Here is a 15,458-nt window from a genome sequence, read left to right as displayed (position 1 = left end):
TCAATTGTCATAGCGGATGCGGGGGTCCAGCCAGGCATAGACCAGGTCGACGAGGTAGTTCAGCACGATGATCAGCACACCGTAGAAGATGACCACGCCCATGACCAGGGTGTAGTCGCGGTTCAGCGCGCCCTGTACGAAGTGGCTGCCGATGCCGGGAATGGTGAAGATGCGCTCGATGACCACGCTGCCGGTCAGGATCGCCGCGGCGGCCGGACCCAGGTAGGAGATGACCGGCAGCAGCGCGGGCTTCAGTGCATGCCGGACCAGCACCTCGCGTTCCGGCAGGCCCTTGGCCCGCGCGGTGCGGATGAAGTCCGAGTGCAGCACCTCGATCATCGAGCCGCGAGTGATGCGGGCGATATAGGCGATCATCGGCAGGGCCAGCGCAATCGAGGGCAGGACCATTCTCGAGACGCTGCCGTCCCAGCCACCGGCCGGCAGCCAGCCCAGACCGATCGCGAAGGCCAGCACCAGCAGCGGCGCCATGACGAAGTTGGGCACCGAGATGCCGATCATCGCGATCGACATGGTCGCGTAGTCGGCCACGGTGTTCTGCTTCAGCGCCGCCCACACGCCGATGGTGGTGCCGAACAGCATCGCCAGCACCAGCGCGATCGCGCCCAGCGTGAACGACACCGGTGCGCCCTGCGCGATCAGCTCGTTGACCGTCCAGTCGCGGTAGTGGAACGACGGGCCGAAGTCGAACATCAGGATGTCGCCGAGGTAGCGGACGTACTGGACGACCAGCGGGTCGTCGAGCTGGTACTTGGCCTCGAGATTGGCCTCGATCTCCGGCGGCAGCGCCTTCTCCGAATCGAACGGCCCACCGGGCGCGATCCGGATCAGGAAGAACGCCACCGTGATCAGGATCAACAGCGTCGGAACCGCCGAGGCCAGCCGCTTGAGCGAGTAGTTCAGCATCGGCCTTTCGGGCTCCGTTCGGGCGTTGGGCCGGGGTCCGGTAGAGGATAGACGCGAACAGGAGAAGGGGCAAAGGAACGCGAAGAAGACATCGGGATCCGAAAAGCAAGCCGCGTGATTTGCCTGCTTCCGGAAGCCCGTTGACCCTTCTGACGATTCCGTCCTTCATCCAGGCTGCGCCAGAATTCAAGAGAAAACCCGGAGGCAGGCCGCTCGAGCGAAGACAGGTCAACAGCTGCTTGCGATGCGCGGCAATGAGCTGATCGATCGACTTGATTTCCAGGATGCGCGATTGTTCGACGATGAGATCGGCGCGAAAAGCCTCCTGAAACGACCGATCGCGGAAATCCAGCGCAACAGCCGTCTGCCGTTGAACGCGCAGACCATGACGGCTCAACGCATCGGCAAGCGTGACTTCGTGGACCGACTCCAGCAGGCCCGGCCCGAGCTCCCGATGCAGGGTTGCCGCCTCGTGAACGACGATTGACGCCATTCTTCCGATTGTTTCGACATCGCTTCTCATCGACGCCCGAAAGCCCGTGCCGGTCGATGGCCGGCCAACAGTCTTGCGGACAAGACATCCGATCGTCGTCGGTACTCTGTCTCGGCGGAGCGTAGAAAATCGGAGCGACGTTCATTTCTGCGTGATCTTCTTTGCGCTCTTGGCCCCTTCTCCGCTTCGCGCTGGTCATCCAGTGTACCCCGCCACTCGTTGTGTAACGTATAGCGAGTCGGAGAGCGTTTAGCTGCAAGGCCTGTCTCGCAAAGAATGGCAGCGTCCTTTCCAGGAGACAGAACGCCGCAGATGAATGCTCTCCGGCTCGCCCTTCGGGAGCGCGCCTGAACCGACATTGCGGCGTTGCATCCCTTGTAAAGGGCTGGCCATTCACTGCGGGCCGCGCCTTGCACTGTCGATTCAGGCGCACTCTATACGTCACACAATGAGTGGCCGGGCACACTAGTGTACCTCCGGCTCGGCGCTCTCCCTCGACTGCGCATCGTCGGCAGAGGCACCCTCATCGAGAGTCTCTGAAGCCGCCCGGAGGAGGTACATGTGCTGGGTGGGGTGGAAGTCCATGACGTTTTCTTCCCAGCCCTTCAGCAGCGGGTTGACCAGGCGCTTGGTGACGTAGGTGTAGACCGGCAGGACGACCTGATCGGCCAGCAGCATCCGCTCGGCTTCGACCATGAGGTTGCGGCGCCGGGCCGGGATGCGTTCTTCGGCGATCTGTTCGAGCAGTCGGTCGTAGCGCGGGTTGGCGTAGCCGACATCGTTGCGGCGATGCTCGGAGTGGAACAGTTCGAGGAAAGTGAACGCGTCCTGGTAGTCGCCGATCCAGCCGGCGCGGAAGACCTCGGTGCGGCGGCGCATCTGGCGGTTCTGCAGGAACACCCGGAACTCCTCGTTGACCAGCCGGGTGCGCACACCGAGCACCTGCTTCCACATCGCCGCGATCGCCACGGCGATCTTGCGGTGGTTTTCCGAGCTGTTGTAGCGAAGCTCGACCTCCAGCGGATTGTCGTCGTCGAAGCCGGCCTCGTCGTACAGCGCCCGGGCCCGTTCCTCGCGTTCGTCCTGGGTCCACTCGGCGGCGTCCGGCACCGGCGGGTCGTAATCGGGTAGACCGTCGGGCACCAGGTGGAAGGTCGGAATCTCGCCGAACTGAGTGACCTTCTCGGTCAGGATGGTGCGGTCGACGGCCAGGTTCAGCGCACGCCGCAGCGGCAGGTTGTCCTCGAACGGCGGCCGGGTCAGGTTGAAGCCGAAGAAATACGTCCCGAACCACGGCGAGACCGACAGCGCCGGGGCGAGGTTCTGGTTCAGCCAGCGGAACTGGTTGGCCGGCACCTGGTCGGTCCAGTCCAGGTCGCCGGCACGGAAGCGCTGGAACTCGGTGTTCTCATCCTCGATCGGGTAGAAGGTAACGCGCTCGATGATCACCTCGTCGGCGCCGTGATAGTCGGGATTGCGCTCGAGCACGATGCGCGATCGCGGCACCCAATCGACCAGCCGGTAGGCGCCGTTGGACACCAGGTTGCCGGCGCGGACGAAATCGTCGCCGTGCGCTTCGAGCGACGGCCGGTGGACGGGATAGGTCGAGGCATGGGTGAGCAGGCCGAGGAAATACGGGGTCGGATCGTCGAGCCGGATCTGCACGGTGCGATCGTTCAGCGCCTCGACGCCGAGCGCTTCGACCGGCAACTCGCCGGCCAGGATCGATCGCGCGTTCTGGATCGGGGCCAGCATCCGGCCATAGGAAGCGGCCGTCGCGGGATCGACCGAGCGGCGGAAGCTGAACACGAAGTCGGCGGCGGTCAGCGGGTCGCCGTTCGACCAGCGGCCGTCGTCGCGCAGGTAGAAGGTGTAGGTCATGCCGTCGCGCGACACGTCCCAGCGCCCGGCCGCGCCCGGCACGATCCGGCCGTCGGCCGCGGTAGTGGCCAGGCCCTCGAACAGGTCGCGCAGCAGGTTGGCGGTGGGCACGCCTTCGGCGCGGTGAGGATCGAGCGTCTGCGGCTCTTCGCCGTTGCCGCGCTGCAGCACCTGTCGCTCGGCCAGCGCTTCGGGCAGCGGCCGGCCGTCCTGGCCGTGCCAGGGCTCGATCGGTTCGGGAAGATCGAACGGCTTCGGTGTCGCTGCGTCCTCCGGCGCACCGCAGCCGGCCACAAGCGGCAGCGCGACGATGGGCGCAAGGATTGCGGCGAGCAGTCGGCCGTGGCGCACTCAGTCCTCCAGGTCCAGCCAGCGGGACAGGTGGATGTCCATCACGTTGTCTTCCCACCCGCTCAGGCGGGGATCGACGAGATGTCTGGAGACATAGTAGTAGAGCGGGATGATCGCGTGCCGGTCGAGCAGCCGGTCTTCGGCCGCAAGCAGGGTCTCGAGCCGGGCCGGGCCGCGCAGCGCGCGGGCGGCGTCGAGCAGCCGATCGAGCTCGGCGTCGCTCAGGAAGGCGTAGTTCAGCGGCGAGGCAGAGTGGAAGTTGTCGAGGAAGTTGGCCGGGTCGGCCCAGTCGGCGATCCAGCCGCCGCGGACGATTTCGGTGATCCGCCCGTGCCGGCGGTTGGTGACGAACACCTTCCATTCCTCGTTGACCAGCCGGGTGCGCACGCCGAGCTGCTGCTTCCACATCGCGGCCACCGCGACGGCCATCCGGCGGTGCGCCAGCGAGGAATTGAAGCGCAGCTCGACGTCCAGCCCGCGGCCGCCGGGGTGGCCGGCCCGGCGCAGCAGGGCCCGGGCGCGTTCGACGTCGGACCGGTAATCGCGGTCGCGGGTCTCGTCCGGCCAGCCGTCCAGCCCCGGCGGCACCAGCCGGGTGGCCGGCAGCTCACCGGCGCCGAGCACGCGTTCGGTCAGCAGCGAACGATCGATGGCCAGCGACAGCGCCTGGCGCAGCTCGGGGGCGGCGAACTTCGGCTGGCGCAGGTTGTAGACCAGGTAGAAGCTGCCGAGGTAGGGGCTGATCCGCAGCGCCTCGCCCAACTGCTCGCGCAGCCAGTCGATCCGGCCGGGCGGCACGGTTTCGGTGGCGTGCAGCTCGCCGGCCCGGAACCGGGCCAGTTCGGCCGACGGTTCCTCGGTGACGTGCCAGGTGACGGCCGCCGGCGCGACCGAGTCGACCGCGCGGAAGTAGGGGTTGCGCTCGAGCCGGAATACCGAACCGGGCACCTGTTCGACCAACCGGAACGCGCCGCTGGACACCGCGCGGCCGGCCGGCGGGTAGGGAAAGGCGACCGGCAGGGTCAGCAGCTCCTCGAACCAGGGTACCGGGTGGGCGAGTTCGAACACCACGGTGGCCGGGTCCGGCGCCTCGACCCGTTCGATCGGCGCCAGCCAGCCGACCGTCGGTGACGCGGTCCCGGGCTCGCGCGCGCGCGCGACGCCGCGGACGAAATCGGCCGCGACGATCGGGGCGCCATCGGACCAGCGGGCCGCCGGGTCGAGCTCGAAGCGCCAGGTCCGGCCGTCCTCGCTGACCGACCAGGCCGAGGCCATGCCGGGAACCGGCCGGCCGTGCGGATCGCGGGTCAGCAGGCCCTCGTGCAGGTCGCGCAGCAGATTGAACGCCGACAGGCCCTGGGCGCGGTGGATATCGAGCGTGTCCGGCGACGGCCCGAGGCCGCGGTGGATGACCGGTCCGTCGGCCGGCAGACCGGCGACCGGCAGCAGGACCAGCGCAAGCGTCAGTAACAGGCGTCGAACAACGGGCATGACGGTAGTGTAGGGGGCGCAGTCCTACGCTGCACTCGCATCGGCGATAATTGCCGATCCGAACCGCAGGCCCGGTGTCCCGCATGACCGATTCCCCCACCACTGCGCACGAACCGATCGGCGACCCCCGCACGCTGGTCGAGCACCTCGCCTCCGGTTGTCGGCCGGTCGAGGACTGGAAGATCGGAACCGAGCACGAGAAGTTCGCGTTCCGGCTCGACGACCGGTCGCCGGTGCCCTACGAGGGCGAACACGGGATCGGCGCGCTGCTCCGCGGACTGGCCGAGCGCTATGCCTGGACGCCGGAGTACGAAGGCGACAACGTCATCGCGCTGAAGCGCGACGGCTGCTCGATCACGCTGGAGCCGGGCGGGCAGTTCGAACTTTCGGGCGACCTGCTCGACCACCTGCACCAGACCTGCAACGAGGTCAACTCGCACCTGGCCGAAGTGCGCGCGGTCGCCGAGCCGATGGGCCTGGGCTTCCTCGGCCTGGGCTTCCATCCCACCGCCAAGCGCGAAGACATCCCGTGGATGCCGAAGGCGCGCTACCGGATCATGCGCGCGCACATGCCGCGGGTCGGGTCGCTGGGGCTGGACATGATGACCCGCACCTGCACCGTGCAGGTCAACCTGGACTTTTCCAGCGAGGCCGACATGGCGGCGAAGTTCCGCGCCGGCCTGGCGCTGCAGCCGATCGCCACCGCGCTGTTCGCCAACTCGCCGTTCCTGGAAGGAAAACCCAGCGGGTATGTCAGCTACCGTTCCCACATCTGGACCGACACCGACCCGCAGCGCACCGGGCAGCTGCCGTTCGTGTTCGAGCAGGACTTCGGGTTCGAGCGCTATGTCGACTGGATGCTGGACGTACCGATGTACTTCGTGCGACGCGGCGGCCGGTACATCGACGCCTCGGGTCAGTCGTTCCGCGACTTCATCGACGGCAAGCTGCCGGCGCTGCCCGGCGAACGGCCCACGTTGGCCGACTGGGACGACCACCTGACCACCGCGTTTCCGGAAGTCCGGCTGAAGAAGTTCCTCGAAATGCGCGGTGCCGACGGTGGTCCATGGAAGCGGCTGTGCGCACTGCCGGCGTTCTGGGTCGGCCTGCTCTACGACGCCGGCAGCCTCGATGCCTGCCAGCAGCTGATCGCCGACTGGTCGACCGAGGCGCTCGCGACGCTGCGTGAGGACGTCAGCCGCGACGGCCTGCGCGCCGAGATCGGCGGCCGTACGGTGCGCGAGATTGCCGGCGACCTGCTCGAACTGGCCCAGCAGGGGCTTGGCCGCCGCAAGCGGCTGAATGCCGCCGGCGACGACGAAACCGGCTTCCTCGAGCCGCTGCACGCCACGGTGGAATCCGGCAGGACGCCGGCCGACAAGTTGCTCGAGCTGTACGACGGTGAATGGAGCGGCTCGCTGGAGCCGCTGTTCCGGACGCGCGCTTATTATTGAAGGGTCGGTCTCCCCCGGCCCGTTGCTCATCGGAAAACGACAGGCTGCTCGCCCTGACTCGCGATCGGAACGCCGAGAACGAGGACGCGCCGGATGGCGTTTCGATCAGGCGCCCTTCAACGATTCCATGTCGATCACGAAACGATAGCGCACGTCGCTGTTCTGCATGCGCTTGTAGGCTTCGTTGATGTTCCTGATATCGAGCATCTCGATATCGCTGACGATGTCGTGCTCGGCGCAGAAGTCGAGCATTTCCTGGGTTTCCGGCAGGCCGCCGATCAACGAACCCGAGATGCTGCGGCGTGCGAACACGATCGGGCCGGCCTGCAGCGCGGGCTCGATCGGCTCGAGCAGTCCGACCAGGATCAGCGTGCCGCTCGGCTTCAGCGCATTGACGTAGGGGTTCAGGTCGTGCGGCACGGGTACCGTATCGAGGATGAAGTCGAAGCGGCCTGCCGCGGCTTCCATCTGCTCTTCGTCGGTCGAGATGATCATGTCGTGGGCGCCCAGCCGCTCGATTTCCGAGCGCTTGTTTTCCGAACGCGAGAACACCGTGACTTCAGCACCCATGGCCTTCGCGAACTTGATGCCCATGTGGCCCAGCCCGCCCATCCCGACCACCGCGATCCGGTCCCCGGCCTGGAGCCCGAAGTGCTTCAGCGGCGAGTACGTCGTGATGCCGGCACACAGCAATGGCGCAGCGGCGGCCGGATCCAGCGACTCGGGCATCTTCAGGACGAAGCGCTCGGAGACCACGATGCGCTCGGAGTACCCGCCGTGGGTCTTCGTTCCGTCATGCCGGTCCTCTCCCCCGTACGTGCCGACAAAGCCGTTCAGACAGTACTGTTCCAGGCCCTCTTCGCAGGACGCGCACTCGCGGCAGGAATCCACCAGGCAGCCCACGCCGACCCGTTCGCCGACCTTGAATCCGGCCACGTCATCGCCGACCGCGGTCACGGTTCCTACGATTTCGTGCCCCGGCACGATCGGGTACTCGGTCATGCCCCAGTCGTTGAGCACGAAGTGCAGGTCGGAATGGCAGACCCCGCAGTAATCGATCTCGATAGAGACGTCGTCGGGCCTCGGCTCGCGGCGCTCGATCGTCAGGGGATGGACGCCCGAATCTGCGGATTCGGCCCCATAGGCCTGGAGCGTGGACATGTGCATTCTCGGGATTGGCAACAGGCTCCATCATCGCACGGCGCGCCGACGGCCGACAACAAGGGGTGCAATCGCCGCGGAAATGTGCTGTGATGGGCGGCTTGAAGCCTGGAGATGGAGACCACGATCGGTGGCAAGCCCCAACCCTTCGAACGACAGCACCCCGAACGACGATCCAAAGCCGTTTTTGATCATCAAGACCGGGCAGGCCGTGCCCGAAGCACGCGCGCTGGGCGGCGACTTCGAGGACTGGTTCATCGCCGGTCTCGGTCGCCAGCGCTTCAGCTACCGCACGGTGCGGGTCGACCGGGACGAACCGCTGCCCTCGCCGCAGGGCCTGGCCGGCGTCCTGATCACCGGCTCGCCGGCCATGGTCAGCCACCGCGCCGACTGGTCGGAGCGCACCGCCGAGTGGCTGGCCGGCGCACAGCGCGCGGGGCTGCCGATGCTCGGCGTCTGCTATGGCCACCAGCTGCTCGCGCATGCGCTCGGCGGGGCAGTCGGACCGAACCCCAGGGGTCGGCGGATGGGCCGCGTCGAGATCCATTCGATCGAGGCCGACGACCCGCTGATGGGCCGGTTCGCGCCGACGGAATTCTTCCACGTCAGCCACACCGAGGCCGTGCTGGAGCCGCCGCCGGGCGCGCGCGTGGTTGCCGAGGCCGACCACGACCCGTACCACGCGCTGCACTTCGGTCGGCACAGCTGGGGCGTGCAGTTCCACCCCGAGTTCGGCCGCGCGGTGATGCGCGCCTACCTCCAGGCCCGCGCAGAGGCGCTCACCGCCGAGGGCCAGGACCCGGTGGCACTGGTTCGCGGGGTCGCCGACGACACTGTCGGGCCGGCCGTGCTGGCCCGGTTCGGCGCGCTGGTCGAGCGGGCGCAGCGACCGGCGGCCGCGTGATCCGCGCCGCCGCGCTGGCGCTGCTGCTGCTCGGCGCCCCGCTGGGCGCGGAGGTCGTTCGCATCCACGAGCTGAGCCCGGCCCAGCTGGGCGCGCTGCGGGCCGAGTACGACTTCTGGGGCATCGACCGCGCGGCCGATGCAGCGGTGTTCCGGCTGGCGCCCGCGGACCGGGTCCGGCTGGAAGCGGCCGGACTGCGGATCGAGACCGACCGCGAACGCAACGCCGAGCTCGCGGCCTGGAACGCGATCGATCGCTCCGGCTTCCGGCGCGGTGCCGGCGGCAGCATCCCGGGCTTTTCCTGCTACCGGACCGTTACCCAGACCCACGCCGACCTCGAAGCGCTGGCCGTCCAGTACCCGGACCGGGCCCGCTGGGTCGAGGTCGGCGACACCTGGCAGGCCGACAACGGTTCGGCGGCCGGCGACACGATCCGGGCGCTGGTCATCGAGAACCCCAGCTCGCCGCATCCGCGCGCGCCGCTGGTGGTCATGGCCGCGCAGCACGCCCGCGAACTGGCCACCGCCGAGCTCGCGACGCGCTTCGCCGAGCTGCTGGTCGCCAACCCGGCCGACGACCCCGATATCGACTGGCTGCTGGACCACCGGCAGGTGCACGTGATCGCGCAGCAGAATCCCGACGGCCGGCGCCAGGTCGAGGCCGGTGAAAGCTTCTGGCGCAAGAACCACAACGAGACCGCCTGCCCGAGCACCAATCCGGGCATCGACCTGAACCGCAACAGCACGATCTTCTGGGGTGATTTCTCGTCGGGTTCGGCCTGTTCGGACGCCTACCGCGGCCCGGTGGTGGCCTCCGAGCCCGAAACGCAGGCGATCCAGGACTACCTGGCCACGGTGTTCGCCGACCAGCGACCGGGCGACCTGACCACGCCGGCGCCGCTCGATAGCGAAGGCCTGTTCATTTCGATCCATTCGTTCGGTGAACTGGTGCTGTTTCCCTGGGAAGGTCTGGACGCCGGCAACGAGAACAATGCGCCCAACCACGACGGGCTTGCGATCCTCGGCCGGCGCATGGCAGCACCGACCGGCTATGACGTCGGCCGCTGGCAACTGCTGGGGCCGGCCGGCGGCACGACGGTCGATTACGCCTACCACGAGTTCGGCGTTGCGGCCTATACCTACGAGGTCGGCACGACCTTCCAGCAATCCTGCTCGAGCTTCGAATCGACCATCTGGCCCGACAACCGCGACGCGCTGCTGCTGGCCGCCAAGGCCGCTCGCCGGCCGTACCTCGAACCGGCCGGACCCTCGATCACCGCGCTCGCCGCAACGACCGACGACGACGTGCGGTTGACCGGCACCGCCGACGACACGCTGTATTTCCGCGGCGGCGTGACCGAACCCCCGGTCAGCGACCCGATCGGTGACATCGTCGAGCTGCGCGTGGCCGCCGGCGCGCCGGCCGACACCGGCGCGCCGACCTGGAGCTTCCCGATCGCGGCCCCGGCCCCGGTCACGCCGTTCGACGTGACCCTGCCGACCGGCGCTACACTGCCCGCCAACGGGCGGCTGTTCGTGACCGCCATCGACTCGGCGGGCCAGGAAGGCCTGCCCCGGATGGTTCGCGTGCCCGTGCCGCTGTTCGCCGACGGATTCGAATCATGAAACGACCGCTCCAGTTCCTGCTTCTTGCCGCACTCGCGCCCGCCGTGGCCTGGGCCTGTTTCACCAGCGACCGGGCCGCGGTGCTCGGCGTGCTGCATCCGGACATCGAGTTCGAGAACCTGGCCCACAGCATGCACGGCCTGGAGCCGATCGAGTACCCCTACAAGGGTCCGGCCGGCTGCGTCGACGGACTGTCCGACATCTTTCCCTGCGACGGCATCGAGCTGGCCGGCTGGCTGGAGCTGCCCGAGATCGGCGGCGGCTCGGGCTCGGATTCCTGGGGCTGGACGGACACGGAAACCGGACAGCGCTATGCGTTGATGGGTCGCTCCAACGGTGTTGCCTTCGTCGACATCACCGACCCGGCCAACCCGATCTACCTCGGCAACCTGCCGCGGCCGCCCGGTGTGACGAGCAGCGTGTGGACCGACATCAAGACCTACGCCGACCACGCCTTCATCGTCGCCGACGACGTCAACAACCACGGCGTGCAGGTGTTCGACCTGACCCGCCTGCGCAAGGTCAGCAATCCGCCGCAGACCTTCTCGATGGACGCGCACTACCTGACGTTCGAGTTTCCCAGCGGCGCCACCGCCACCCATCACGAGGCGCACAACATCGCGATCAACACCGACACCGGCTTCGCCTACACCACCGGCGGCAACACCTGCGGCGGCGGCCTGCACATGATCGACATCCGCGACCCGCGCAACCCGAGCTTCGCCGGCTGCTTCTCGGCCGACGGCTACACCCACGACGTCCAGTGCGTGGTCTACGCCGGGCCCGACACCCGCTACACCGGCCGCGAGATCTGCTTTGCCAGCAACGAGGACTCGGTCACCGTCGTCGACGTGACCGACAAGGCCAAGCCGGTGCAGATCGGCCGTCACACGTACAACCAGACCGCCTACACCCACCAGGGCTGGCTGATGCCCGGCCAGCGCTGGTTCGTCACCGATGACGAGGTCGACGAATTCCAGTTCAACCTGCCCGGCACCCGGACGCTGGTGTTCGACCTGGCGCAGCTCGATTCGGCGCCCGAGCCGGCCAGCTACATCGCCGACGGCCCGGCCATCGACCACAACCAGTACGTGATCGGCAACTACACCTTCCAGTCGAACTACCGCCGCGGCCTGCGCATCCTGCGGATCGACGACCCGGCCAGCGCCACGCTGACCGAAGTCGCGTATTTCGACACCTACCCGGAAGGCGACGGCAACAATTTCCAGGGGGCCTGGAACGTCTATCCGTTCTTCGACAACGGCACCCTGCTGGTCTCGGACATCAATCGCGGCCTGTTCGTGCTCAGGGTCACCGAGCCGGAGCTCGTGGCGTTGTTCCGCGGGGTGTTCGGCGACGGCTTCGAGGCCGCCGGCCGGTGAGTGCCGGGCCGACGCTTCGCTTCCTCGGCGCGGCCGGCACGGTCACCGGCTCGAAGTTCCTGCTCGAGCACGCCGGCCACCGGGTGCTGGTCGACTGCGGGCTGTTCCAGGGCTACAAGCAGCTGCGCGACCGCAACTGGAAGGCGCTGCCGATCGCGCCCGGGACGATCGACGCGACGGTCCTGACCCACGCGCACATCGATCATTCCGGCTACCTGCCGGTGCTGGTGCGCGACGGGTTCGAAGGCGATGTGTTCGCCACCGCCTCGACCCGCGCGCTGTGCCAGCACCTGTTGCCGGATTCCGGCTTCCTCCACGAAAAGGACGCCGCGTTCGCCAACCGGCACGGCTTCTCCAAGCACCGCCCGGCCCGACCGCTGTACACCCGGGCCGATGCCGAGCACTGCCTGTACCGGTTCCGCGACCAGCCGTTCGGCCGGGTCTTCGAAGCGGCGCCGGGCCTGACCGCCCGATTCAGCCGAGCCGGGCACATCCTCGGGGCGGCCAGCGTGCTGTTCGAGGTCGGCGGGCTTCGCGTCCTGTTCAGCGGCGACCTCGGCCACGGGACCAACCCGACCATCCCGCCGCCCGAGCCGCCCCCGGAATGCGACGTCTTGATGATCGAGTCGACCTACGGCGACCGCGACCGCACCAACGGCTCGGCCGAGGACCGCCTGGCCAGGATCGTCAGCGACACGGTCGGGCGCGGTGGCTCGGTGATCGTGCCGGCCTTCGCGGTGGGACGGACCCAGCTGCTGCTGTACTACCTCCACAAGCTGATGGGCGAAGGCCGGATTCCGAACGTGCCGGTGTTCCTGGACAGCCCGCTGGCGATCAACGCCACCGAGGTGTTCCTCGATCACCCCGACGACCACCGGCTGTCGCCGGAACAGGCTCGAGCGGTCTGCGGTCTGCCGCGCTACGTGCGCGAGGTCGAGGAATCGAAGGCGCTGGACGCCGATCCGATGCCGAAGATCATCATCGCCGGCTCCGGTATGGCGACCGGCGGGCGGGTGCTGCACCACCTGAAGGTCTACGCACCGCAGCCGCAGAACACCATCCTGTTCGCCGGCTACCAGGCCGGCGGCACGCGCGGGGCGAAGATGATCGCCGGCGCCGAGTCGGTCAAGATCCACGGCCGGTACTGGGACGTCAAGGCCGAGGTCCACAACCTCGACATGCTGTCGGCCCACGCCGACCGCAACGAGTTGCTGTCCTGGCTGGAGCAGGCACCGCGGCCGCCGGGCCAGGTCTGGGTGGTGCATGGCGAGGCCGAGGCCGCCGATGCGTTCCGGCTGGCCATCGAGGAGCGGCTGGGCTGGTCGGCCGCGGTGCCCGAACACGGCCAAACGGTCGATCTGACGCCCCGATGAGTACACCGGAACTGCACCAGCGCAGCAACAACCTCCGGGTTCGCTGCCTGGATCTCGATACGCTGGACAAGCCGATCGCGCTGCTGCGCAAGGACTCGCCGGTGTGTCGCTCCGAGGGCTTCGATGCGCATGCGCGGGTGCGTCTCGAGAGCCTGCACGACACCGTCATCGCGACCCTGTTCCAGACCGGCTCGGAGTTGCTCGCGCCGGACGAGATCGGCCTGTCGACCGCGGCCTGGAGGGCGCTGCAGGTGCGCGACGGACAGCAGATCCACGTCAGCCACCCGAAGCCGCTGGAGTCGATTTCCAGCGTGCGCGGCAAGGTCTACGGCCGCGCGCTGCGGGCCTGCGAGTTCGGCGCGATCATGCGCGATGTCGTCCACGGCCGCTACGACGACATCCAGCTGGCCATGCTGCTGACCGCGATCGCCGCGCGCGCGCTCGACGACGACGAACTGTTCGGCCTGACCGATGCGATGGTCGGGGTCGGCGAACGGCTGGACTGGGATGTCCCGATGCGGCTGGACAAGCACTGCGTCGGCGGCCTGCCGGGCAACCGCACCACGCCGTTGATCGTGGCCATCGTCGCGGCCAACGGCCTGGTCATTCCGAAGACCTCGTCGCGCGCGATCACCTCGCCGGCCGGCACCGCCGACACCATGGAAACCCTGGCGCCGGTCAGCCTGACGCTCGGCCACATGCAGCGCGTGGTCGAGCGGGAAGGCGGCTGCGTGGTCTGGGGCGGCTCGGTCGGCCTGAGTCCGGTCGACGACCTGCTGATCCGGGTCGCGCGGGTCATGGACCTGGATGCCGAAGCCCAGCTGGTCGCCTCGGTACTGTCGAAGAAGGTCGCCGCCGGCTCGACCCACCTGGTGCTGGACCTGCCGGTCGGCGCCACCGCCAAGCTGCGCAGTCGCGAAGACGCCGAACGGCTCGGGGAGCGCCTGCGCAGCACCGCGGCGCGCTTCGACCTGACCGCCGAGATCGTGATCTCCGACGGCCGCCAGCCGGTCGGCCGCGGCATCGGTCCGGCACTGGAAGCGCGCGACCTGCTGGCCGTGTTCCAGGGCGATCCGGACGCCCCCCGCGACCTGGCCGACCGGGCGCTGAGCCTGGCCGGCGTGCTGCTGGAGTTCGGCGGCAAGGCCGAGCCGGGCGACGGCGTACGGCAGGCCGCCAGGACGCTGGAATCGGGCGCGGCGTGGCAGAAATTCCAGGCCATCTGCGAGGCCCAGGGCGGCCTGCGCGAACCGCCGAAGGCCAGCCGCACCGAGGTCGTCACCGCCGCGCACTCCGGCTGCGTGACGCATTTCGACAACCGGCGGCTGTCGCGGGTGGCCAAGCTGGCCGGCGCGCCGGGCGCGCCGGCCGCCGGCCTGGAGCTGCACGTGCATCTCGGCGATGAGGTCCGGGCCGGCGACCCCCTCTACACCATCCACGCCGAAACTGCCGGGGAGCTGGGCTATGCCCGCGAGTTCGCCGGCAACAACGGCGACATCATCCAGACCGAGGCCGACCGATGACCCGCCCCGTCTTGATCGCGCTGCCGGGCAACGACGCGCGCGCCGACCGACTGGCCGCCGCCGTGAACGGCGACCGGATCGCGCTGCACTACCGCCGTTTCCCCGACGGCGAAAGCTACCTTCGCATCGACGCCGAGCTGACCGACCGGGACGTGGTGCTGGTGGCCACGCTGGACCGGCCGGACCCGAAGATTCCGCGCCTGCTGTTCGCCGCCGACCTGGTCCGCGATCTTGGCGCACGATCCGTGCTGCTGGTCGCGCCGTACCTGCCGTACATGCGCCAGGACCACCGCTTCCACCCCGGCGAAGCGCTGACCTCGGTCAGCTTCGCCGAGCGGATTTCGGCGGCCTTCGACGGATTGGTCACCGTCGATCCGCACCTGCACCGCTATCCGACCCTCGATGCGGTCTATTCGATTCCCGGCCGGGTGGTCGCCGCGGCACCGGCGCTGGCCGCATGGATCGCCGCGTCGATCGAACAACCGCTGGTGGTCGGCCCGGACGAAGAAAGCGAACAGTGGGTGCGGGCCGTGGCCGAAGCGCGCGGCCTGCCGTGGCGGGTGATGACCAAGCAGCGCTTCGGCGACCACGACGTGCGCATCACCGCGCCGTCGCTCGCCGGCCTCGACGACCGCCGGCCGGTGCTGGTCGACGACATCCTGTCGTCCGGCGCCACGCTGGCCGACGCCGCGCGCGTGCTGGTCGAGGCCGGTCTGCCGATGCCGGCCTGCGCCGTCGTCCACGGCCTGTTCGGCGATCGCGCCCGGGAGACGCTGGCCGAGGCCGGGATCGAGACCGTGGTCTGCAGCGACACCGTCGATGCGCCCGAGGCCCGGATCGACCTGGCCGAGCGCATCGCGCCGGCGGTGCGGGAATTGCTGGAGTCCTGCTGAGAC

The 15,458-nt window shown here is 68.6% G+C and carries 11 protein-coding genes and 1 pseudogene; 7 read left to right on the top strand and 5 right to left on the bottom strand.

Features of this window, described 5'->3' with window-relative positions; all coding sequences use genetic code 11:
* From oppB to HFP89_RS01525, 4 genes and pseudogenes are all read right to left on the bottom strand, one after another.
* Window positions 1-924 (bottom strand): oligopeptide ABC transporter permease OppB, encoded by a 924-nt coding sequence (oppB, locus tag HFP89_RS01540; RefSeq protein WP_168715881.1) that lies wholly within the window; start codon window positions 922-924, stop codon window positions 1-3.
* Window positions 925-1,132: 208 nt separating this feature from the next.
* A pseudogene (locus HFP89_RS01535) lies at window positions 1,133-1,417 on the bottom strand (GxxExxY protein); the annotation flags it as partial.
* A 465-nt stretch (window positions 1,418-1,882) separates the two neighbouring features.
* Window positions 1,883-3,649: a peptide ABC transporter substrate-binding protein gene (locus tag HFP89_RS01530; protein ID WP_168715880.1), complete on the bottom strand. Its 1,767-nt coding sequence runs from the start codon at window positions 3,647-3,649 to the stop codon at window positions 1,883-1,885.
* Window positions 3,650-5,140 (bottom strand): peptide ABC transporter substrate-binding protein, encoded by a 1,491-nt coding sequence (locus tag HFP89_RS01525; protein WP_168715879.1) that lies wholly within the window; start codon window positions 5,138-5,140, stop codon window positions 3,650-3,652. It lies immediately after the preceding gene.
* An 83-nt stretch (window positions 5,141-5,223) separates the two neighbouring features.
* Between HFP89_RS01525 and HFP89_RS01520 the strand changes: the two genes are divergently transcribed.
* A complete protein-coding gene (locus tag HFP89_RS01520; RefSeq protein ID WP_168715878.1) occupies window positions 5,224-6,594 on the top strand; it encodes a glutamate--cysteine ligase in 1,371 nt (456 codons plus the stop codon).
* A gap of 105 nt (window positions 6,595-6,699) precedes the next feature.
* On the opposite strand, the gene HFP89_RS01515 is transcribed toward HFP89_RS01520, so the two are convergent.
* On the bottom strand, window positions 6,700-7,755 hold the full coding sequence (locus HFP89_RS01515) for an NAD(P)-dependent alcohol dehydrogenase (protein ID WP_168715877.1): 1,056 nt from the start codon (window positions 7,753-7,755) through the stop codon (window positions 6,700-6,702).
* Window positions 7,756-7,885: 130 nt separating this feature from the next.
* Here HFP89_RS01515 and HFP89_RS01510 point away from each other — a divergent pair, with 130 nt between their 5' ends.
* Genes HFP89_RS01510 through HFP89_RS01485 form a run of 6 tightly spaced genes read left to right on the top strand, consistent with a single transcriptional unit; the run spans window position 7,886 to window position 15,455 of the window.
* Entirely contained in the window at window positions 7,886-8,659 is a 774-nt protein-coding gene (locus tag HFP89_RS01510; protein ID WP_168715876.1) for a glutamine amidotransferase, read from the top strand.
* Complete coding sequence (locus tag HFP89_RS01505) at window positions 8,656-10,284, top strand: M14 family zinc carboxypeptidase (RefSeq protein ID WP_168715875.1); 1,629 nt, start codon at window positions 8,656-8,658, stop codon at window positions 10,282-10,284. The genes HFP89_RS01510 and HFP89_RS01505 overlap by 4 nt, the downstream gene beginning before the upstream one ends.
* On the top strand, window positions 10,281-11,666 hold the full coding sequence (locus HFP89_RS01500; RefSeq protein ID WP_168715874.1) for a choice-of-anchor B family protein: 1,386 nt from the start codon (window positions 10,281-10,283) through the stop codon (window positions 11,664-11,666). Before HFP89_RS01505 ends, HFP89_RS01500 begins: the two co-directional genes overlap by 4 nt.
* The gene (locus HFP89_RS01495; RefSeq protein ID WP_168715873.1) at window positions 11,663-13,039 is read left to right on the top strand and encodes an MBL fold metallo-hydrolase; all 1,377 of its coding nucleotides are present in this window, start codon (window positions 11,663-11,665) and stop codon (window positions 13,037-13,039) included. The genes HFP89_RS01500 and HFP89_RS01495 overlap by 4 nt, the downstream gene beginning before the upstream one ends.
* On the top strand, window positions 13,036-14,562 hold the full coding sequence (locus tag HFP89_RS01490) for a thymidine phosphorylase family protein (protein WP_168715872.1): 1,527 nt from the start codon (window positions 13,036-13,038) through the stop codon (window positions 14,560-14,562). The genes HFP89_RS01495 and HFP89_RS01490 overlap by 4 nt, the downstream gene beginning before the upstream one ends.
* Window positions 14,559-15,455, top strand: a complete 897-nt coding sequence (locus HFP89_RS01485) for a ribose-phosphate diphosphokinase (protein WP_168715871.1) — start codon at window positions 14,559-14,561, stop codon at window positions 15,453-15,455. Before HFP89_RS01490 ends, HFP89_RS01485 begins: the two co-directional genes overlap by 4 nt.
* The last annotated feature ends 3 nt before the right edge of the window (window positions 15,456-15,458 follow it).

The organism is Wenzhouxiangella sp. XN79A (assembly GCF_012272825.1).
Lineage (GTDB): Bacteria > Pseudomonadota > Gammaproteobacteria > Xanthomonadales > Wenzhouxiangellaceae.
This window is presented reverse-complemented; position numbering and strand designations above follow the sequence as displayed.

Excerpts from the sequence above, each read along its gene's own strand:
- oppB (WP_168715881.1), bottom strand. The coding sequence starts at position 924 with ATGCTGAACTACTCGCTCAAGCGGCTGGCCTCGGCGGTTCCGACGCTG.
- HFP89_RS01525 (WP_168715879.1), bottom strand. The coding sequence starts at position 5,140 with ATGCCCGTTGTTCGACGCCTGTTACTGACGCTTGCGCTGGTCCTGCTG.
- HFP89_RS01520 (WP_168715878.1), top strand. The coding sequence starts at position 5,224 with ATGACCGATTCCCCCACCACTGCGCACGAACCGATCGGCGACCCCCGC.
- HFP89_RS01515 (WP_168715877.1), bottom strand. The coding sequence starts at position 7,755 with ATGTCCACGCTCCAGGCCTATGGGGCCGAATCCGCAGATTCGGGCGTC.
- HFP89_RS01500 (WP_168715874.1), top strand. The coding sequence starts at position 10,281 with ATGAAACGACCGCTCCAGTTCCTGCTTCTTGCCGCACTCGCGCCCGCC.
- HFP89_RS01490 (WP_168715872.1), top strand. The coding sequence starts at position 13,036 with ATGAGTACACCGGAACTGCACCAGCGCAGCAACAACCTCCGGGTTCGC.
- HFP89_RS01485 (WP_168715871.1), top strand. The coding sequence starts at position 14,559 with ATGACCCGCCCCGTCTTGATCGCGCTGCCGGGCAACGACGCGCGCGCC.